Origin of the sequence: Streptomyces sp. NPDC001530 (assembly GCF_042894545.1) — a bacterium.
Lineage (GTDB): Bacteria > Actinomycetota > Actinomycetes > Streptomycetales > Streptomycetaceae > Streptomyces.
On sequence record NZ_JBIAVS010000001.1, the window covers coordinates 134,365 to 152,997 of the forward strand.

The 18,633-nt window shown below is 71.3% G+C and carries 18 protein-coding genes and 1 pseudogene; 7 read left to right on the forward strand and 12 right to left on the reverse strand.

Going from position 1 to position 18,633, the window contains the following annotated elements; genetic code table 11:
• The first annotated feature begins 159 nt into the window (after positions 1-159).
• Positions 160-840: a DUF4230 domain-containing protein gene (locus ACFY0T_RS00635; protein WP_388863384.1), complete on the forward strand. Its 681-nt coding sequence runs from the start codon at positions 160-162 to the stop codon at positions 838-840.
• Between the two features lie 10 nt (positions 841-850).
• Here the strand turns inward: ACFY0T_RS00635 and ACFY0T_RS00640 are convergent.
• Positions 851-1,560: pseudogene (locus tag ACFY0T_RS00640) on the reverse strand (cellulose binding domain-containing protein).
• A 129-nt stretch (positions 1,561-1,689) separates the two neighbouring features.
• On the opposite strand from ACFY0T_RS00640, the gene ACFY0T_RS00645 reads away from it, so the two are divergent.
• On the forward strand, positions 1,690-2,055 hold the full coding sequence (locus ACFY0T_RS00645; protein ID WP_388863386.1) for a cupin domain-containing protein: 366 nt from the start codon (positions 1,690-1,692) through the stop codon (positions 2,053-2,055).
• Positions 2,056-2,092: 37 nt separating this feature from the next.
• Here the strand turns inward: ACFY0T_RS00645 and ACFY0T_RS00650 are convergent, their stop codons facing one another.
• The 6 genes from ACFY0T_RS00650 to ACFY0T_RS00675 are packed head-to-tail and all read right to left on the reverse strand — an operon-like array spanning position 2,093 to position 5,938.
• Positions 2,093-3,853, reverse strand: a complete 1,761-nt coding sequence (locus ACFY0T_RS00650) for a complex I subunit 5 family protein (protein ID WP_388863388.1) — start codon at positions 3,851-3,853, stop codon at positions 2,093-2,095.
• On the reverse strand, positions 3,853-4,200 hold the full coding sequence (locus tag ACFY0T_RS00655) for a sodium:proton antiporter (protein WP_388863390.1): 348 nt from the start codon (positions 4,198-4,200) through the stop codon (positions 3,853-3,855). Before ACFY0T_RS00655 ends, ACFY0T_RS00650 begins: the two co-directional genes overlap by 1 nt.
• A complete protein-coding gene (locus tag ACFY0T_RS00660; RefSeq protein ID WP_388863392.1) occupies positions 4,200-4,940 on the reverse strand; it encodes an MnhB domain-containing protein in 741 nt (246 codons plus the stop codon). The genes ACFY0T_RS00655 and ACFY0T_RS00660 overlap by 1 nt, the downstream gene beginning before the upstream one ends.
• Positions 4,937-5,257 (reverse strand): Na(+)/H(+) antiporter subunit B, encoded by a 321-nt coding sequence (locus ACFY0T_RS00665; protein WP_388863394.1) that lies wholly within the window; start codon positions 5,255-5,257, stop codon positions 4,937-4,939. The genes ACFY0T_RS00660 and ACFY0T_RS00665 overlap by 4 nt, the downstream gene beginning before the upstream one ends.
• Positions 5,250-5,702: a monovalent cation/H+ antiporter complex subunit F gene (locus tag ACFY0T_RS00670; protein ID WP_388863396.1), complete on the reverse strand. Its 453-nt coding sequence runs from the start codon at positions 5,700-5,702 to the stop codon at positions 5,250-5,252. The genes ACFY0T_RS00665 and ACFY0T_RS00670 overlap by 8 nt, the downstream gene beginning before the upstream one ends.
• Entirely contained in the window at positions 5,699-5,938 is a 240-nt protein-coding gene (locus tag ACFY0T_RS00675; RefSeq protein WP_388864223.1) for a hypothetical protein, read from the reverse strand. The genes ACFY0T_RS00670 and ACFY0T_RS00675 overlap by 4 nt, the downstream gene beginning before the upstream one ends.
• Before the next feature lie 227 nt (positions 5,939-6,165).
• Between ACFY0T_RS00675 and ACFY0T_RS00680 the strand changes: the two genes are divergently transcribed.
• Positions 6,166-6,702 (forward strand): VanZ family protein, encoded by a 537-nt coding sequence (locus ACFY0T_RS00680; protein ID WP_388863398.1) that lies wholly within the window; start codon positions 6,166-6,168, stop codon positions 6,700-6,702.
• Between the two features lie 137 nt (positions 6,703-6,839).
• Positions 6,840-8,081, forward strand: coding sequence for a ricin-type beta-trefoil lectin domain protein (locus ACFY0T_RS00685; RefSeq protein WP_388863400.1), 1,242 nt, complete (start codon positions 6,840-6,842; stop codon positions 8,079-8,081).
• Positions 8,082-8,862: 781 nt separating this feature from the next.
• Here the strand turns inward: ACFY0T_RS00685 and ACFY0T_RS00690 are convergent.
• Positions 8,863-9,099 (reverse strand): hypothetical protein, encoded by a 237-nt coding sequence (locus ACFY0T_RS00690; RefSeq protein WP_388863402.1) that lies wholly within the window; start codon positions 9,097-9,099, stop codon positions 8,863-8,865.
• 215 nt (positions 9,100-9,314) lie between these two features.
• Between ACFY0T_RS00690 and ACFY0T_RS00695 the strand changes: the two genes are divergently transcribed.
• From ACFY0T_RS00695 to ACFY0T_RS00705, 3 genes are all read left to right on the forward strand, one after another.
• The gene (locus tag ACFY0T_RS00695) at positions 9,315-10,352 is read left to right on the forward strand and encodes a PHP domain-containing protein (RefSeq protein ID WP_388863404.1); all 1,038 of its coding nucleotides are present in this window, start codon (positions 9,315-9,317) and stop codon (positions 10,350-10,352) included.
• 67 nt (positions 10,353-10,419) lie between these two features.
• A complete protein-coding gene (locus tag ACFY0T_RS00700; protein ID WP_388863406.1) occupies positions 10,420-11,232 on the forward strand; it encodes an SAM-dependent methyltransferase in 813 nt (270 codons plus the stop codon).
• A gap of 409 nt (positions 11,233-11,641) precedes the next feature.
• Positions 11,642-12,595, forward strand: coding sequence for an SDR family NAD(P)-dependent oxidoreductase (locus ACFY0T_RS00705; protein ID WP_388863408.1), 954 nt, complete (start codon positions 11,642-11,644; stop codon positions 12,593-12,595).
• A 13-nt stretch (positions 12,596-12,608) separates the two neighbouring features.
• Here the strand turns inward: ACFY0T_RS00705 and ACFY0T_RS00710 are convergent, their stop codons facing one another.
• The 4 genes from ACFY0T_RS00710 to fdh all read right to left on the reverse strand — a co-directional run bounded on the left by ACFY0T_RS00710 (position 12,609) and on the right by fdh (position 18,608).
• Positions 12,609-13,442, reverse strand: coding sequence for an alpha/beta fold hydrolase (locus ACFY0T_RS00710; RefSeq protein ID WP_388863410.1), 834 nt, complete (start codon positions 13,440-13,442; stop codon positions 12,609-12,611).
• Between the two features lie 137 nt (positions 13,443-13,579).
• Positions 13,580-14,476 (reverse strand): NrfD/PsrC family molybdoenzyme membrane anchor subunit, encoded by an 897-nt coding sequence (nrfD, locus tag ACFY0T_RS00715; RefSeq protein WP_388863412.1) that lies wholly within the window; start codon positions 14,474-14,476, stop codon positions 13,580-13,582.
• A gap of 74 nt (positions 14,477-14,550) precedes the next feature.
• Entirely contained in the window at positions 14,551-15,366 is an 816-nt protein-coding gene (locus ACFY0T_RS00720) for a 4Fe-4S dicluster domain-containing protein (RefSeq protein ID WP_388863414.1), read from the reverse strand.
• A complete protein-coding gene (fdh, locus tag ACFY0T_RS00725; protein ID WP_388863416.1) occupies positions 15,363-18,608 on the reverse strand; it encodes a formate dehydrogenase in 3,246 nt (1,081 codons plus the stop codon). The genes ACFY0T_RS00720 and fdh overlap by 4 nt, the downstream gene beginning before the upstream one ends.
• Positions 18,609-18,633: the final 25 nt, after the last annotated feature.

The window sequence follows — 18,633 nt, forward strand, 5'->3', positions numbered from 1 at the left end:
GCAACCCCCAGATTCCGTATCCCCAGCAGACGCGATGCGTCATCGGCGTACAGCGAACTGCGGTCGGCGCAGGGGGCCATCAGGTCCACAGATGTCCAACAGGGCGTTCTGACAGGGGATTTGGGGGGCACTCGCGGGAGAGAAGGGAGGACTGTCGACATGACGACGTCCATCAAGCAGACGCCCCCCTCGACGTCCACCAAGCGGAGGATGCCCGGCTGGGCGAAAGTGGTCACCGCGATCGTGCTGGTGCTCGTGGTGCTGTTCGCCGGGCTGCGGCTCAGCGTGCTGCCGGGGCTGCGCGACCTGTTCGGCACGGAGACGCACGACCGGTCGGGGCCCGCGCTCCTGAAGTCCATCCAGGACATGAGCCGTTACGACGCCGCCTCGGGCAACTTCCAGGTGGTCGTGGACCTGGAGAAGGACGCCAAGTACCTGCCGGACGCGATCCGCGGCACCCGCACCCTGTACGTAGGTGCGGGCACCGTCGACGCGTACGTCGACCTGGGCCGGCTCGACAAGAACGACGTGACGGTCAACGACGACCGTACGTCCGCCACGCTCCAACTCCCCCACGCGGCGCTGGGCAAGCCCGCTCTCGACGCCGACCACTCGTACGCCGTCTCCAAGCAGCGCGGTCTGCTGGATCGGCTCGGCGATCTCTTCTCCGACAACCCCAACAGCGAGCGTGCCGTACAGAAGCTCGCGGTGAAGCACATCGGTGAGGCGGCGAAGGACAGCCGCCTCACCGCGCGCGCCGAGGCGAACACCACCGGCATGCTGGAAGGTCTCCTGCGCTCCCTGGGCTTCAAGGAGGTGACGGTCACCTACGGCGCCTGACCCATCGAGGTCACGTGACAGTGCAGGCCGAGCCGTTGAGGGTGAAGGCGAGGGGAGCGGCGAAATTGCCGGTATGGCTTGCCTGGTAGCCGATGGTGACGGCGCCGCCTGGGGCGATCGTGCCGTTGTACGAGGCGTTGGTCGCGGTCACGGTTCCGGTGGCCGGCGCGTAGCCGACGCCCCAGCCGTTGGTGATGGTCTGGCCGGAGGGAAGGGTGAAGCCCAGCTGCCAGCCGGTGACGGCGGTGGTGCCGGTGTTGGTGAGGGTCACGGAGGCGGTCAGGCCGGTGTCCCAGGCATTGGTCGTGACCGCCACCCGACAGCCGCCCGGCTGGGGTTGGGGCGCGGGACCAGTGCTGTCCAGGCCGAAGAAGGTGAGGACGCGGGCCGCCATGCAGTAGCGGTCGGCCAGAGAGGCGTACTCGGTGCCGGAGTACGTCGCCGGACCGGAGCCGGTGCAGTAGTGCTTGGCCACCAGCACCGCCGGGTGAGCGGTGACGCTGTCGGGCACGTGCAGGTACATCTGGAGGTTGCTGGGGTTGCTGGCGAAGTTCGTCACCTCGGCGAGGGACGCGGTGGGGGGGCCGCGGGTGCGGCGGAAACGGCGGGCGCGGCGGTGGGCGGGGGCGCGGTGAGCAGCACCGCGGCGAGTAACGGGACCAGCGCCGCGAGCAGCACGCCGAGTGCGGACCGGAGGGGTCTTCCTGCACTGAGTGGCATGGACATGGCATCCATGGAAGCGCTCCCACACCCCGCGGGGCAACCGCCCGTCAGAGACCTTCTTCCCGGATGGCAGTCCCCCGGCCGCGGGCAGACGATGGAGAGGGGCAACCGAAGGGAGGAGCCGTCATGCTGGAGATCAAGACCGTCGAAAAGCCGGATGAACGGCGTGATTTCCCCCGCGGCCACCTCGAAGCGGTCCACCTGACCGGCCTCGACTTCGCCGTGGCAACCTTCGAACCCGGCTGGCGCTGGACGGAGTCCGTGGGGCCCATCGCGGGGACCAAGAGCTGCGAAATCCACCACAACGGCTACGTCGTCCAGGGACGCATGCACCTCCGCATGGACGAAGGCGGCGAGGGCGAGGTCGGACCGGGCGATGTCTTCGTCTGCCCGCCCGGACACGACGCATGGGTCGTGGGCGACGAGCAGGTCGTCGTGTACGACTTCGCGGGAAGCATGGCAAAGGAGTACGCGAAGGCGCCGAACGCCTAGGGCACCACACGCCCGGACACCTGGCGGGAAGACCCGCTCAGCCACTCAGAATCCCCGGCAGTGCCAGGGCCCCCAGCAGGGTCGCGCCCGCCAGCATCCAGGCCACGTAGTCGCCGATGTGGCCGGACTGCAGGCGCCGCAGCGGCCCGGTCCAGGGCTGCTCCCCCAGCAGCCCCGGGCGGGTCACGGCGAGCGCTGCCAGGCCGAGGGCCAGCACGGTCGAAGTGAGGTCGAGGAGCACCCCGGCGAGGGTCCAGTGGGGCGAGGTGATCGCCCCGCCGGACCCTGCCTCGCTCACCGCGTGCCCGACCACGGCGGCGAAGCCGGGCGCCACGCCGACGGCGAGGGACGCGGCCAGCAGCAGCGCGGGAACCGCCGTCATCGTGTCCGGCACCCGTTTCAGCCGGTGCCGGGTCTCCGGTTCCTCACCGGAGCCGGTGGTCTCGTACGACGACTCGTCCTTCGGCTTGGGGCCGAGACCGAAGAACACCCGCGCGGCGACGCGCAGCACAGCGCCCGCGGTCACCGCCGACACGACGACGAACAGCGCGGTGAGCGGACCGCCGACCGCCTCCTCCGTGACGGCCTTGCCGAGCCCGGTGCCGAAGGGCGGCAGTCCGGCGAGTCCCAGGCCGCCGACGACGAACAGCACGGCGACGCCGCGCAGTTGCCGGGCACGTCCGTGCAGCGCGTGTTCGTCGACGCTGCCGTACCGGTCGAGCAGGATGCCCGTGCAGGCGAACAGGGCGGCCTTCACCCCGGCGTGCCCGAGGATGTAGAGCGCGACCCCGTCGTCCGCCTCGGGCGTGAGCCGTCCGATGCCGATCAAGAAGAGTCCCATGTGGGCGACCGTCGAATACGCCAGCAGCCGTTTCACATGGCGCTGGTACCAGCACATGACCGCGCCGACCACGCCCGTCAGCACGCCGAGGACGATGAGCGCGCGCTCCAGGTCGGCCGCCGGGATCCCGCCGGGCCCGGAGAAGACCGTCCCGTACACCCGCCAGACGCCGTACGCGCCGAGTTCGACCATCACCCCGGACAGCAGCATGCACACGGGTGTCGGCGCGACCGCGTGCGCGTCCGGCAGCCAGAAGTGGAAGGGCACGGCCGCGGCCTTGACCAGCAGTCCGGTCAGCACGAGCACGAAGGCCGCGAGGGTCAGCGCGTCGGGCCCGCCGTACTGGTCGAGGCCGCGGCCGATCTTCACCATGGCGAGCTCGCCGGTGCGCGCGTACAGCATCCCGATGCCCAGCAACATGGCGTACGCGCCGAGGGAGTTGACGACTCCGAAGGTCAGCGCGCCCTGCACGGCCTTCGCCTCCTCGACACGATGGCCGGTCAGCGCGTACGCCACGACGCTCATCAACTCGAAGAACACGAACGCGTCGAAGAGGTCCCCGGTGATCGCGAAGCCGCACATGCCGCCCTGGAAGAGCAGCATCAGGGCGGGGAAGGAGCCGACATGGCGGCGCGGCGGTTCTTCGAAGTAGCGCCAGGAGTACGCCAGTGCCGCCATCGTCAGCAGCGAGGCGAGCGCGGCCATGCCGAGCCCCGGCCCGTCCCCAACGAGGACGATCCCGACGCTCTGGCCCTCCTTCGGCACCCAGCCGCCCACCCATTCGGTCATCGGCGGCGAGGAGTTGAGCAGCAGAACGATCGCCAGTCCCGCCGTGCCCGCGGAGACGACGCAGCCCACCGTCTCGGCGGCGGCGCGCGGGAGTCGGCGGCCGCCCGCGACGAGCAGTCCGGCCCCGAGCAGCGGTACGGCGACGAGCAACGGCAGCAGGTGATTCATCAGCCGCGCAGCTCCGAGAGTGCGTCGGGGTCGACGGTGCCGTGGCGTTTGGAGATCTGCAGGACGAGGGCGAGCAGCAGCGCGGTGACGGTGGCCCCGACGACCACGTCGGTGAGGGCGAGGGCCTGCACGACGGGGTCCACCACGGGCCGCGATCCGGGCTTGACGTCGGAGTACACGGGCGCGGTGCCGCCGTCGCGGTAGCCGACGGACAGCAGCAGGACGTAGGTGGAGGACTGGCAGACCGCGAGGCAGCCCACGGCGTGGATGAGGTTCCGGCTGGTGGCGATCCCGTAACAGCCGACGAGGAAGATCCACACGGCGACGAGATACGGCAGTACGGACATCACTTCGCACTCCCCTCTTCGATCTCCACGGCCTGGTCCAGGAAGCGGGCGAGCAGCACGACGACCGCGCAGGCGACCTCCATGCCGATGGCCGCGTTCAGGAGGGGGACGGTCCCGCCGGACGACAGCGTGTTGAACGTGCCGTACGGAAGAAGGGTGTTGGCGAGGAACGCGGTGCCGCCGATCAGCCCCGCGACACCCGTGACCAGGTAGGCACACGCGGCGAGCGCGTCACCGACCTCGTACAGGCCCACCGGCCGGATCCGTTCCAAGGCGCCGTAGTCGGCGCCGAGGTAGAGCAGATGCAGGGCGGTCGCCGCGACGACGCCGCCCTGGAAGCCGCCGCCCGGGCTGAGCTGTCCATGGGCGATGACGTACAGGCCGGTGAGGAGGGCGACGGGCAGGACGATCAGCGCGTAGCGGCGCACGGGGAGCGCCACGTACGCGGGTTCCGGCTTCGCGCGCCGCTCGTCGCGGGTCTGGCGCAGCAGGACGACCGTGCCGAGGACGCAGGCGAAGAGGATGCCCATCTCGCCGAGGGTGTCGAGGGCGCGCTGGTCGAAGTTGACGGACGCGATGGTGTTGGCGGTGCGGCGGTCCAGCGACGCGCGGACTGCCCGGTCCCCGTACGGGTGCGAGGCACCACCGAACGCGGGCAGCTTCAGGCAGGCGGCGACGAGGAGCGCCGCGAGGCCCGCGCCGCCCAGGGCCAGGATCCATAGCCGTACGCGCCGCGTCACCGCACCTTGCCTTCCTTCCGCTCGCCTTGCTTGCGTTTGCCCGGCTTCCGCTCGCTTTCCTTCCGCTCGCCTTGCTTCCGCTCGCGCCGTCTGACCTTGCGCACCGACAGCAGCAGCAACAGCGGGGTCAGGGCGGAGCCCACGGCCAGCTGGGAGAGGCCCACGTCAGGGGCTTGCAGCACGGTGAACAGGACGGCCAGGGTCGTGCCGAGGACCGCCAGCACAAGGGCCTGGCGCTCGGGATCGCGCACCGCGACGGCCGCGGTGGCGCAGGCCGCCACCAGCAGCAGCGCGACGACGATGAGCGGGTCATCCATGGCGGTTCCTCGCGAATCCGCCGGACAGCGCCCGTGACGCAACGAGGTTCCCGCCGATCAGCAGCGCGCCGGTGACCAGGAGCTTCACCATCGCCCGGCCGGGCCCGGCGGCCGCGCACAGCACGAGCACGACCCCGCCTCCCAACCCGGCGACCGCGTACGTGACCCGCTGGGCCTTCGGCGGGTCCTGCTCCAGGTCCTCGGCGAGCAGCCGGGCGAAGACGAGGGTGCCGACCGGGCCCAGGAGGGCGAGGACCAGGGCGAGATCGACGTACGACGGCCGGTCGTAGCCCTGGGCCAGAAGCAGCAGACCGGGGCAGGCCAGCGACGTGGACAGGTTCTGCGCGACGACGCGGCGCCGCAGCGGCCCGGTGGCAACGCCCCGGACCGTGGCCCCGACTCCCCCGGCGAGCACGGCCGTCGCCGCGACGGTCCAGCCGTTCACCGCCCGCTCACCGCCCGCCGCGCAGCCCACGCCGCGACGGCACTGACCAGCGCGGTGGCCACCCCCACGACGAGTTCCAGCGTGTCCACCGTGCTGATGAGAACCAGCCACAACACGGCCAGGGCGGCCCACCACGCCAGGACTTCGAGCGCGGCCCCGAGCATCGCCTGTCGGTTGATGAGCCACCTCCGCAGTCCCACGATCGCCGCTTCGGACGGATATGTTCGGTTTGCCATCCAAGCATCGCCCCACCTCGGCGAGGCAGCGGCGCGCGAAGAGGCAGGCTCCCGGAGTGCCCTGACAGAGCGAAGGGAAACCGGCCGGGCGGCGAAGGGGCGCGCCGGACCTGCCTCACGACACCCCTTGGTTCACAGCTCCCCCAGTCGCGGTGCGGCTCGGCATCGATGCCTCCGATGCGGGTAACCGCCTTTCACCAGAAGGCAGTTGAAACCGGGAGGATCGCATGGCTCGTACGGGGTTACGCACGCGTGCCGCGAAGTCCGGCCGCCGCACACCGGCAACACGCGAGCGGGAGCGAGCATCGCTCCCGCTTCCCGTACGACTCCTCGTCATGGTGCTGGCGTTCTCGGCGATGGTGGCGTTCGCGGCCGCGCTGGCCCGGCTGACGCTGGAGCCGTCCCCGGCGTCGGAGGCACTGACCCACAGCAACATCCACCCCGGCCGCTCCCTGCACGCCTACCTCTCCCAGCCGGCGCTGCGCGACGCCGTCAAGCAGATCGGCGGGAACCTTCTGCTCGGCGTGCCCTTCGGCGTGCTGCTGCCCGTGCTGGCACCAAGGACGCGGGGAATCCTGCGCGTTGCGCTGCTCACCGCGACGGTCATGCTCTTCGTCGAGCTGGTCCAGGGCGCGGTCATCACCGGGCGCGCCTTCGACATCGACGACGTCATCCTCAACACGGCCGGAGCGCTGGTGGGCTATCTGCTGCTGGGGCGCCGGCTCGGCCGGGCGGTGCACCCCAAGAGTCCTCGCCGCTCCTGACACGTCACCTCAAGTAATGGTCCGTACCAGAGTCTTGACACCCCCTTACCTCACTTCTTAAATCAAGAGGCGAAGCATGCACCCCCCACCTCAGTCGGCGCACCCGTCCCCCGGGTCGCCGTACGGAAGGGAGAGTCATGGACTCCCCGCGCCTGCTCCGAAGATGCCTCTTCGCCGCACTGTCCGCCGTGCTCGTCGCGTCCGCCGCCGTCGCGCCCGCCCACGCGGGCCCCCAAGCGGCTGCCGCGGCCGTGACGTTCCAGGACACCTTCGACGGCCCCGCCGGTTCGGCCGTCGACTCGTCCAAGTGGCAGATCGAGACCGGCGACAACGTCAACAACCACGAGCGGCAGTACTACACGTCCGGCAGCAACAACGCGGCCCTGGACGGCCAGGGCCATCTGGTGATCACCGCCCGCAAGGAGAATCCGGCCAACTACCAGTGCTGGTACGGAACGTGCCAGTACACGTCGGCCCGGCTGAACACCGCCGGGAAGTTCACCACGACGTACGGCCATGTCGAGGCCCGGATGAAGATTCCGCGCGGGCAGGGCATGTGGCCCGCGTTCTGGATGCTGGGCAACGACATCGGGCAGGTCGGCTGGCCGAACTCCGGCGAGATCGACGTCATGGAGAACGTCGGATACGAGCCGTCGACCGTGCACGGCACGATCCACGGTCCCGGGTACTCCGGCTCGGGCGGCATCGGCGCCGCGTACTCCCTGCCGAACGGCCAGGCCTTCGCGGACGCCTTCCACACCTTCGCGGTCGACTGGGCACCCGGCTCGATCACCTGGTCGGTGGACGGCACGGTCTACCAGCGGCGCACGCCCGCCGATCTGGGCGGCAACTCGTGGGTGTTCAACAAGCCGTTCTTCCTGATCCTCAACCTCGCGGTCGGCGGCTACTGGCCGGGCGACCCCGACGGCTCCACCGTCTTTCCGCAGCAGCTCGTCGTGGACGAGGTGAAGGTGACGACGGGCGACAGCTCGGGCGGCACCGGCGTCCCGATCACGGGCCTCGCGGGCAAGTGCGTGGACGTGGCCGGGGCGAACCCTGCCAACGGCACCCCCGTTCAGCTCTACGACTGCAACGGCACCGCCGCCCAGAAGTGGACCGTGTCCTCGGACGGCACGCTGCGCGCACTGGGCAAGTGCCTGGACGTCACCGGCAATGGCACGGCGGACGGCTCGACCGTCCAGTTGTGGGACTGCACCGGCGGCCCCAACCAGAAGTGGACGGTCACCGCGGCCCACGACATCGTGAACCCGCAGGCCGACAAGTGCCTGGACGTCACCGGCAACAACTCGGCCAACGGCACCCGGTTGCAGATCTGGTCGTGCTCCGGTGGAGCCAACCAGAAGTGGACGGTGGGCTGAGAGACCGCTCGGGCGGGCGGGCGGAGGGTCCGGCGGGCTGGGTGTGCCGGCCGGACCCTCCGCACGGACCCGGCACTCATCCGCCTCGCCCCGGCACACGCCTGCCTGACTGCTCGCCCGCGGCTCCCACCGCGGGCGGACGGAACCGGTCGGCCGGCACCGGCCGGCACCAGCCGAATCCAGCCGGATTCGGCTGGACTCAGCCGGTCAGCAGCTCATGGCCCAGGTGCGCGAGTCGCCCCGGTCGTTGGCGACGCCGTTGTAGCCGACCTCCTCTCCCGGAGTGAGGCAGATCGTCATGTCGCCGCCCGTCCAAGAGTCCTCGTAGACCTTGACGTGGTCCTTGACGCCCGGTCCCGAGATGCCGTGGTTGGCCCAGGAGGCGTGCCCGCAGCCGCCCTCGCCGCCACCGCCCTGTGCGCAGGCGCGACCCCCGGCGCACGGCCCCCGGCTTTGCTGGGGTCCGGAGGGGCGTTCGTCCCCTCGCAGCTCACACCGGCGCGAGACCCACAGGTCCGCGCGCTCCGCGGGCCGCTACGGGCTTTCGCGCGCCGGTGCGGGCGGACGGGCCGGGCAGGGGCAGGGCGCTCGCGAGTCCCAGCGAGGCACTGCCGCTCACGGCCGGACGTCACCGCCTCACGGCCGGGCACCCGGCGTCACAACCCGGCGCCGAGGCGTCACCACCAGGCGCTGCCGTGTCACGGCCGGATGTCCTGGGCCCCGCCCGGCGCTTCCGGGGCTCTCCCCGGCCCGCCGGGCGGCGCCCGGGCGCCGCCCGGTGTCAGCGCGGCTTCCAGGTGAGCTTGTCGCCGCCCACCCAGCGGACGACCTCCGGGTCGTCGAGGTCGTGCACCGTGATGCCGTAGGCCGCGGCGGCCTCGAGGACATCGGTGATCGCTTTGGCCTCGCCGACCACTTCGCCGTCGATCTCCATGATCCGGAACGGCGGTGTGCCCGGCTGTACCTTGAGCACCATGATCCGCGGGTGGGAGATATGGGGGCTCGCGCTTTCGGTCATAACTAGAGCGTAAGACGGTTACCGCGGGTCAGCTGAGGGGGCGTTCGAGCGCCCCCGTCGCAGCCGCTCCTCGTGTGGCCGGACGGCCGGAATCAGCGTGTTCGTCCAGCCAGGTGAGCGGCCGGGCGGAGCCCCTGCGGCAGGGCGGGTCCCTCCGCCGTGCGGGCCGACGACGGCTGGGCAACGCTGGGGGGAGGCGGAGCGAGGAGGTGCCGATGGATCCCGTCGAGGCCCTGGACCGGATCGCGTTCCTGCTGGAGCGGGCCCAGGCTCCCACCTATCGCGTACGGGCTTTCCGCACCGCGGAGGCCGTAGTGGCCGCGCTGCCCGCCGACGAGGTGGCGCAGCGCGCCGCCGGCGGGTCGCTGGAGTCGCTCCAGGGCATCGGGCCGAAGACGGCGCAGGTCGTGCGCGAGGCGCTGGCCGGTGAGGTCCCCGGCTATCTGGAGAAGCTGGAGCGGGAGGCCGCGGGGTCGCTCGCCCGTGGGGGTGAGCGGCTGCGGGCGCTGCTGCGCGGCGACTGTCATCTGCACTCGGACTGGTCGGACGGCGGCAGCCCGATCGAGGACATGGGCCGCACGGCGGCACGGCTCGGACACGAGTGGGCGGTGCTCACGGACCACTCGCCGAGGCTGACGGTGGCGCGCGGCCTGTCCCCGGAGCGCCTGCGCGAGCAGCTGAACGTGGTGGCGGAGCTCAACGCACAGTGGGCTCCCTTCCGGCTGCTCATGGGCATCGAGTGCGACATCCTCGACGACGGATCGCTCGACCAGGAGCCGGAGTTGCTGGGCCGGCTGGACGTCGTGGTCGTGTCCGTGCACTCCAAGCTGCGCATGGACGCGAGGTCGATGACCCGCCGTATGGTCGCCGCCGTCCGCAATCCGCTGTCGGACGTGCTCGGGCACTGCACCGGCCGCCTGCTCGGCGAGCGCGGCCGGCCCGAGTCGACATTCGACGCGGACGCGGTCTTCGCGGCCTGCGCGGAGTCCGGGACCGCCGTGGAGATCAACAGCCGCCCCGAGCGGCTCGACCCGCCCCGCCGGCTGCTGCGCCGGGCGGTCGACGCGGGCGTGCTGTTCTCCGTGGACACCGACGCGCACGCCCCCGGCCAGCTCGACTGGCAGCTCCTCGGCTGCGCGCGGGCCGAGGAGTGCGGGGTGCCCGCCGAGCGCGTGATCACCACGTGGAGCGCGGAAGAGCTGCTGACCTGGGCCGCGGACCGGGAGACTCCGGCCCGCGCGCCAAGCCGCTGACGTGGTCCCCTCGGGTCTGGTTTATTCGGCCCAGGACAATCTCATGGGGATGTGGAGAGGGGACGACGTGAGTGAGAGCGAGGGCCCGGTGGGCGGTTCGGCCCGGGTGAACACCGGCGTGGCGCACAACGCCCGGGTCTGGAACCACTGGATCGGCGGCAAGGACAACTACGAGGTCGACCAGGTGGTCGGTGACCAGGTCGCCGCGATGTTCCCGGTGATCCGGGACGTGGCCCGCGCCGACCGCGACTTCCTGGGCCGCGCGGTGCGGTATCTGGCGGCCGACTGCGGGGTGCGGCAGTTCCTGGACATCGGCACCGGACTGCCGACTCTGGACAACACCCACGAGATCGCCCAGCGGATCGCGCCGGAGTCGAAAATCGTCTACGTCGACAACGACCCCCTCGTGCTCGTGCACGCCCGTACGCTGCTGACCAGCACGCCCGAGGGAAGCACCGACTACATCGACGCCGACGTCCACCGTCCGGACAGCATCGTCGAGGGAGTTACCGCGACCCTCGACCTCGGCCGACCCGTCGCGGTCATGATGCTGGGCATCCTGAACTTCGTCCTCGACACCGGGCAGGCGCAGGACATCGTGCGGCGGATCATGGCCGCGGTCCCTTCCGGAAGCTATCTCGCTCTCACGCACCCCACCACCGACTCCGACCTCGGTGGCGAGGGCAACGTCGCCGCCATGAAGTTCTGGAACGAGAACGCCACGCCGCCGATCACCGCCCGCAGCCGCACGGAGGTCACGGCCTTCTTCGACGGCCTGGATCCGGTCGCACCGGGAATCGTCTCGTGCTCGCAGTGGCGCGCCGAGTCCGGCTCCCCCGTCGTGGTCCCGCAGTTCGGCGCGGTGGCCAGGAAGCCCTGACCTGCATGGGGCCGCCTGGAGCGGCGCCGTGACGCACGTCACCACGCAAACCGCCCTGCCAGGGAACACTCGCCGGTAGTTTCCCGTTGAACGATCCGTGGGTGCGGATGGGACAGTGTCCCCGGGCCTCACCTTTTGCCCACAGGGACGATCGTTCGGCTGAAGCCCTGTGGAGCCTTTCGCCGAGAGGCGACCGCCATCCGTGCCCACCACAGACGGCCCCGACCGAGATTCCCCCGTCCGGTCGGGGTCTTTTCTTTGCCCACGTCATGCCCGGAGTGTGTGCCCGGAGGCCGTCCGCCGAGTCTTTGCCCCGAGGCCGCCTTCCGAGTGTGTGCCCGGAGGCCGACCACCTGGACGGTGGTGTCCGCTTGACTTCGAGTCCGCTCCAATTCGTAGCGTGCGGCGCATGACCACTGCACAGCACAAGATCGGCTCGGGTTTCGGTGCCCGGAGCACCGCCGACGACGTCCTTCAGGGCATCGACCTCTCCGGAAAGCTCGCGATCGTCACGGGCGGCTACTCGGGCCTCGGTCTGGAGACGACGCGCTCGCTCACCAAGGCGGGGGCCCATGTCGTCGTCCCGGCGCGGCGCCCGGCCGTCGCCCGGGAGGCGCTGGTCGACGGCGTCGAGGTGGACGAGCTCGACCTCGGCGACCTGGACAGCGTGCGCGCCTTCGCCGAGCGGTTCCTCGCCTCGGGCCGCACCCTCGACATCGTCATCAACAACGCCGGGATCATGGCCTGCCCGGAGACGCGGGTCGGGCCCGGCTGGGAGACCCAGTTCGCCACCAACCACCTCGGCCACTTCGCGCTCGTGAACCGGCTCTGGCCGGCGATCGAGCCGGGCGGAGCGCGGGTCGTCGCCGTGTCCTCCGCCGGTCACCACTTCTCCGGCATCCGCTGGGACGACGTGCACTGGCAGCACGGCTACGACAAGTGGGAGGCGTACGGCCAGGCGAAGACGGCGAACGTGCTGTTCGCCGTGCACCTCGACCGGCTCGGGCGGGACTCCGGTGTACGGGCCTTCTCCCTGCACCCCGGCGGCATCCTCACCCCCCTCCAGCGTCACCTCGAGAAGCAGGAGATGGTCGAGCGCGGCTGGATCGACGAGAACGGCACCGTGCTGCACCCCGAGGCCTTCAAGACGCCCGAGCAGGGCGCGGCCACCCAGGTGTGGGCCGCGACCTCGCCGCAGCTGACCGGCATGGGCGGCGTGTACTGCGAGGACTGCGACATCGCCGAGCCCGCTCCGGCGGACGGCACGCGCGTCGGCGTATGCGAGCACGCGATCGACCCCGAGCAGGCCGCGCGGCTGTGGCAGCTGTCCGCGGAGCTGACCGGGGTGAACGCGTTCGCGTGACGTCCGGGCGGCGTCAGCCGCGGGCCATGAACTCCCGTAGGTCGTCGGTGAGTTGCTCGGCGTGCGTGGCGAAAAGGCCGTGGCCCGCGTTCTCGTAGACCTTGAGCGTGCTGTCGGGCAGCAGCTGAGCCGCCCGACGGCCGGTCAGATCCAGCGGCGCCGACGCGTCGTGCGTGCCGTGGACGACGAGGACGGGCAGGTCGAGCTTGGCCAGCTCGGGGGCCACGTTCAGGGTGACGACCAGGTCGCTCAGGGCCGTCCCGGCGCGCGCGGTCGCTCCGTGGCATCGGTCGACCATGGACTGCACATATGCCTCGGAGAGGTCGTTGCCGGGGAGGTCGAGGGCGAAGAACGCGCGGGCACCCTCCGCGAAGAACGCGGCCCGGTCGCGTCGGAACGTCTCGTTGCCGGCCTCGATGAGCGCCGGGTCGACGCCTGCGGGGTGGTCCGCGGACCGCGCGGGCCCCGGCGCCATGCCCGCGACCAGCGCCACCCTCGCCACCCGCTCGACACCGTGCCGGGTCAGACAGCGCACCACTTCGGCGGTCCCCACGGAGTGACCGACCAGTGTCACCTCCCGCAGATCGAGGTGCCGGAGCAGCCCGTCGACGTCATCGGCGAGGCTGTCGAGGTCGAAGCCGCCCCACGCGTCGTCGGACCGGCCGTGCCCGCGCCGGTCGAACCCGACGCACCGGTACCCGGCCTCGGCGAGCGGCAGCATCTGGTACTCCCACATCTCCGTGCCGAAGTACGCGCTGTTGACGAACACGACCACCTGCCCGGCAGCGGGCCCGTAGTCGACGAAGTGGAGGCGGGCGCCATCGACGGGGCTCTCGAAGTACGGCATGGGAAACCTCCCGGAATCCGGTGACATGAGGGGCGAGTGGTACGTCCTTCATGGTTCCGGGAGCCCGCCGACGCGTCGATTACCCCCCAGGTCATATACCGGCCGCGGCACGGGTCGCGCACCGCCCGCTGCGGCGCCTACCGCCTCTGCTCCACCCGCTCACGCTGCGGAACCACCGTGTACTTCGGGTCCTCGGCCGAGGCGATCCCCGCGGCGAAGATGCCGAAGCGGGTGCAGGCGGAGCCCGCGAGCAGGGCGAGGCCGGACAGGGCCGAGGCGGCGCGGTACCGGCCGCCGAGGACGGCCCCGCCCAGCGCACCCGCCACGGTGAGGGCCCGGGCCGTGCGCAGCAGCGTGCCCGCCCTGCCCTCCCGGTATGTCTCCGCGACGAGCCCGAGCCGCCGCTCCGTGGCCTCGGTGACCGCCTGCTCGGCGAGCGCGGCCAGCGCGCCGGCCCAGCGGGCGGGGGCGTTCTCGGAGGTCGGGCCGGCCACCAGGGCCATGCCCGCGGCGGCGGCCGTCGCGGACGCGGCGAAGAGGTAGGGCAGTTCGCGGTGGGCGCCGTGCCACGCGGGCACGGCCGTGTCCGCCGCCAGGACTCCGGTGTACGCCGCGACGCCCGGTCCGAGCAGTGCGGCGGCGCCGGTCGCGGTGGCCCCGACCCGCGGCAGCCGGCCCGTCACCGCGCTGACGGCGGCCGCCCCGGCCGCAGGCCCGTACGCGCTCAGCAGCCACGATCCGACGCTCATCGGCGAGGTGGGTTTGAAGACCCGGAGCATGTTCGCGAAGCGGTCCGGGCGTCCCAGGTCGTGGATGAGCGCGGCGGCGGAGAGCGAGACGGCGGTGAGCGAGGAGACCTTCATCGCGGTGGCCGTGGTGGTACGACCGGTCAGGTGCGCGCCCGCCGCCAGCACCGACCCCGCGCCGGCGAGGCCGCCGAGGAAGAAGTATCCCGCGATGTCCCGGGCGGCCCAGGCCGGTGCCTTGATGACGGGGCGGCCGTAGTACGACTCGAACTCGGCGCGCGGGACCATGAGTTGTTCCCCACGACGTCCACGCCCCGGCCCGCGTCGCCGGGGTTCCTGTGGGCTTGTGCTCCGGGAGCTGGTCATCGGCGCCCCTTCCGTGCCATCGCGAACGACAGTGCGACGCCGCCCAGCAGGGACAGGGCGGCCGCGCCCGCGTGCTTCCACATGGTGGGCAGGTCGCGGGTGGTGACGACGGGGTCCGGAGGCAGTCCGTAGACCTCCGGCTTGTCCAAGAGCAGGAAGAACGCGCCGTCGCCGCCCACCCCGTCCTCGGGGTCGTGCCCGTAGAGGTGGGCCTCGGTGACGCCGGCCTCGTGGAGCTGGTCCACGCGGAGCGCGGCGCGTTCCCGCAATTCGTCCAGCGGACCGAACTGGATGGACTCGGTCGGGCACGCCTTGGCGCAGGCCGGTTCCTGGCCGACGCCGAGCCGGTCGTAGCACATGGTGCACTTGAACGCCCGTCCGTCGGCGGGGCGTTGCTCGATCACGCCGTACGGGCAGGCGGGTACGCAGTAGCCACAGCCGTTGCAGATGTCCTCCTGGACGACGACGGTGCCGAACTCGGTGCGGAACAGCGATCCGGTGGGGCACACGTCCAGGCAGGCGGCGTGCGTGCAGTGCTTGCACACGTCGGAGGACATCAGCCAGCGCATCTCACCTCCCACATCGCCGTCGGCGAGCGGCAGTTCCGTACGTCCCTGAGGCCTCGGCTGTTCGATGAACGCCACATGCCGCCAGGTGGACGCGCCGAGCGCCTCGGTGTTGTCGTACGACATGCCCGTCAGCGAGAGGCCGTCCTCCGGGATCGCGTTCCACTCCTTGCAGGCCACCTCGCACGCCTTGCAGCCGATGCACACGGAGGTGTCGGTGAAGAAGCCGACCCGTTCCTCGCTCATTTCCGGGCCTCCGTTCCGGTGGTGGCGGTGATGCCCGCGCGGCGGCGGTACTCGGCGACCAGACGCGGCAGATCGGGCCCGCGCGGCCGACGGCCGGGGCGGATGTCGGCGGTCAGGGCCTTGTCCTCCTGGATGTGCGAGTCGGGGTCGAGCGCGATGGCGACCAGTTCGTTGACCGCGTCGCCGGCGGACACTCCGTTGGGACCCCAGTGGAAGGGCAGGCCGATCTGGTGGACGGTGCGGCCCCGGACCGTCAGGGGCCGGATCCGCTCGGTCACCATGACGCGGGCCTCGATGGCGTTGCGCGCGGTGATGACGGTCGCCCAGCCGCCGTGCTCCAGACCTCGCTCCGCGGCCAGCTGCGGGGAGACCTCGCAGAAGAGTTCCGGTTGCAGCTCGGACAGATAGGACGACCAGCGGCTCATACCGCCCGCGGTGAAGTGCTCGGTCAGGCGGTGGGTCGTCACGACGTACGGGTAGACGTCCGCGCCCGGTTCGTCACCGCTGGGGTGATAGCGGTTGCCCTCGCGCGGCATCAGCCGGCGCACCGGAGAGCGCGGCGTCGAGGGGTGCAGGGCGTTGGTGAACGGGGAATCCTGCGGCTCGTAGTGGGTGGGCAGCGGGCCGTCCTCCAGTCCGGCGGGGGCGTACAGCCAGCCCTTCCCATCGGCCTGCATGATGAACGGGTCGTCGCCGCGCAGCGCGTCGGGACCGGTCGCGTCCTCGTCCGGTACGAAGCCGGGGGCACGGTCGGGTACGAAGTCGGGGACGTCGTGGCCGGTCCACTTCCCGGCGTCCCGGTCCCACCAGACGTACGCCTTGCGCTCGCTCCACGGGGTGCCGTCGGGGGCCGCGGAGGCCCGGTTGTAGAGGATGCGCCGGTTGGCGGGCCAGGCCCAGGCCCATTCGGCGGCCACCCAGTCCTGTTCCCACTCGGGCTTCTTGCGGGCCGCCTGGTTGACGCCGTCGGCGTACACCCCGCAGTAGATCCAGCAGCCGCAGCGCGTCGAGCCGTCGTCCTTGAGCTCGGTGTACGCGCTGAGTGGGCTCCCGTCCGGGCCGTGGCCGTTGATCTCGGCGAGCACGGCGTCGGCGACGGGCTCCTTCAGCGGTCCGCTCAGCGGGTAGTTCCAGGCAAGGTCGAGGATGGGCCGGTCCATCGGGTCCGTCGACCCGGCCAGCTTCTCCTTGATGCGGCGGCCGAGGTGGTACGTGAACCACAGGTCGCTGCGCGCGTCGCCCTCGGGCTCGACGGCCGCGTAGTGCCACTGGACCCAGCGGTTGGTGTTGGTGAAGGAGCCGGACTTCTCGGTGTGGGAGGCGGCCGGGAAGAAGAAGACCTCCGTGCCGATGTCCTCGGTGCGCAGCTCGCCGCTCTCGATCTCGGGGCCGTCCTGCCACCAGGTCGCGGACTCGATGAGCGAGAAGTCGCGGACGACCAGCCAGTCCAGCTGGGCCATGCCGAGGCGTTGGAGACGGGTGTTGGCGGATCCCACGGCCGGGTTCTCGCCCATCAGGAAGTAGCCCTTGCAGACGCCGTCGAGCTGGGCCATGACCGTCTCGTACGTGGAGTGGGAGCCGGTCAGGCGCGGGAGGTGGTCGAAGCAGAAGTCGTTGTCGGGGGTGGCGGCGTCGCCGTAGTAGGCCTTCAGCAGACTCACGAAGTAAGCCCGCATGTTGGCCCAGAAGCCCTTTTCGGTGCGGCTCGCGGTGACGAACGCGTCGAGGTCCATGTGCGCGTGGGCGTGCGGCATGGGCAGATAGCCGGGCAGCAGGTTGAAGAGGGTCGGGATGTCGCTGGAGCCCTGGATGGAGGCGTGGCCGCGCAGGGCCTGGATGCCGCCGCCGGGGCGGCCGATGTTGCCGAGCAGCAGCTGGAGGATGCTCGCGGCGCGGATGTACTGGGAGCCGACCGAGTGCTGGGTCCAGCCGACCGCGTAGGCGAAGGCACTGGTGCGGTCCGGGCCCGAGTTGGACGTCAGCTCGTCGCAGACGCGCAGGAAGGTCGCGCGGGGTATGCCGCAGACCTCCTCGACCATCTCGGGGGTGTAGCGGGCGAAGTGCCGTTTGAGGACCTGGTAGACACAGCGCGGGTGTTGGAGGGTGGGATCGGTGGGCGCGCGGTGGCCGGTGCGGGCGCCGCCGGAACCGTGGGTCTCTGCGCCGCCCGCCGCGCGCACCCGGTCCTCGTACTGCTCGTCGACGTCGCCCGTGGGCTGTTGCACCTCCACGCCCTCGTACTGCCAGCTGTGCGGGTCGTAGTGCCGCTTGTCCTCGTCGAATCCCGAGAAGACTCCGTCGAGGTCCTCGGTGTCGCGGAAGTCCTCGCTCACCAGGGTGGCGGCGTTGGTGTAGTTGAGGACGTACTCGCGGAAGTCCTTCTCCTCGGTGAGGACGTGGTTGATGATCCCGCCGAGGAAGGCGATGTCGCTGCCCGCGCGGATCGGGACGTACAGGTCGGCCAGCGCGCTGGTGCGGGTGTAGCGCGGGTCGACGTGGATGATGCGGGCGCCGCGGGCCTTGGCCTCCATCACCCACTGGAAGCCGACGGGGTGTGCCTCGGCGTAGTTGGAGCCCTGGATGACGATGCAGTCGGAGTGCTGGAGGTCCTGCATGAAGGTGGTGGCGCCGCCGCGGCCGAAAGAGGTGCCGAGTCCGGCGACGGTGGAGCTGTGGCAGACCCGGGCCTGGTTCTCCACCTGGACCACGCCGAGGCCGGTCAGCAGCTTCTTGATGAGGTAGTTCTCCTCGTTGTCGAGGGTCGCGCCGCCGAGGCTGGCGATGCCCATCGTGCGGGCCGTGCGCACGCCGTCCCGCTCCCACTCCCAGGTCTCGCGCCGGGTCCGGATCACTCGGTCGGCGACCATGTCCATGGCCGTGTCCAGGTCGAGGGGCTCCCACTCGGTGCCGTACGGGCGCCGGTACAGGACCTGGTGGCGCCGGGCCGGCCCCGTGGTGAGCTGGAGGGTCGCGGAGCCCTTGGGGCAGAGGCGGCCACGGCTGACGGGCGAGGCGGGGTCGCCCTCGATCTGGACGACCTTGTCGTCCTTGACGTACACCTGCTGGCCGCAGCCGACCGCGCAGTACGGGCAGACGGACCGCGTCACCCGGTCGGCGGTGTCGGTACGGGGCCGCAGCTGGTCGGTCTGCCGGGACTTCACGGCGGCACCCCGGCCCAGGCGGTCCTCGCCGGTGAGCTGACGGTAGACGGGCCAGCCGCGGAACCGGTCGGTGATGCCCATGCGGTCTCCCTGGGGTCTCCTTGCC

Excerpts from the sequence above, each read along its gene's own strand:
- ACFY0T_RS00635 (WP_388863384.1), top strand. The coding sequence starts at position 160 with ATGACGACGTCCATCAAGCAGACGCCCCCCTCGACGTCCACCAAGCGG.
- ACFY0T_RS00645 (WP_388863386.1), top strand. The coding sequence starts at position 1,690 with ATGCTGGAGATCAAGACCGTCGAAAAGCCGGATGAACGGCGTGATTTC.
- ACFY0T_RS00650 (WP_388863388.1), bottom strand. The coding sequence starts at position 3,853 with ATGAATCACCTGCTGCCGTTGCTCGTCGCCGTACCGCTGCTCGGGGCC.
- ACFY0T_RS00655 (WP_388863390.1), bottom strand. The coding sequence starts at position 4,200 with ATGTCCGTACTGCCGTATCTCGTCGCCGTGTGGATCTTCCTCGTCGGC.
- ACFY0T_RS00665 (WP_388863394.1), bottom strand. The coding sequence starts at position 5,257 with ATGGATGACCCGCTCATCGTCGTCGCGCTGCTGCTGGTGGCGGCCTGC.
- ACFY0T_RS00675 (WP_388864223.1), bottom strand. The coding sequence starts at position 5,938 with ATGGCAAACCGAACATATCCGTCCGAAGCGGCGATCGTGGGACTGCGG.
- ACFY0T_RS00680 (WP_388863398.1), top strand. The coding sequence starts at position 6,166 with ATGGCTCGTACGGGGTTACGCACGCGTGCCGCGAAGTCCGGCCGCCGC.
- ACFY0T_RS00685 (WP_388863400.1), top strand. The coding sequence starts at position 6,840 with ATGGACTCCCCGCGCCTGCTCCGAAGATGCCTCTTCGCCGCACTGTCC.
- ACFY0T_RS00690 (WP_388863402.1), bottom strand. The coding sequence starts at position 9,099 with ATGACCGAAAGCGCGAGCCCCCATATCTCCCACCCGCGGATCATGGTG.
- ACFY0T_RS00695 (WP_388863404.1), top strand. The coding sequence starts at position 9,315 with ATGGATCCCGTCGAGGCCCTGGACCGGATCGCGTTCCTGCTGGAGCGG.
- ACFY0T_RS00705 (WP_388863408.1), top strand. The coding sequence starts at position 11,642 with ATGACCACTGCACAGCACAAGATCGGCTCGGGTTTCGGTGCCCGGAGC.
- ACFY0T_RS00710 (WP_388863410.1), bottom strand. The coding sequence starts at position 13,442 with ATGCCGTACTTCGAGAGCCCCGTCGATGGCGCCCGCCTCCACTTCGTC.
- nrfD (WP_388863412.1), bottom strand. The coding sequence starts at position 14,476 with ATGGTCCCGCGCGCCGAGTTCGAGTCGTACTACGGCCGCCCCGTCATC.
- ACFY0T_RS00720 (WP_388863414.1), bottom strand. The coding sequence starts at position 15,366 with ATGAGCGAGGAACGGGTCGGCTTCTTCACCGACACCTCCGTGTGCATC.
- fdh (WP_388863416.1), bottom strand. The coding sequence starts at position 18,608 with ATGGGCATCACCGACCGGTTCCGCGGCTGGCCCGTCTACCGTCAGCTC.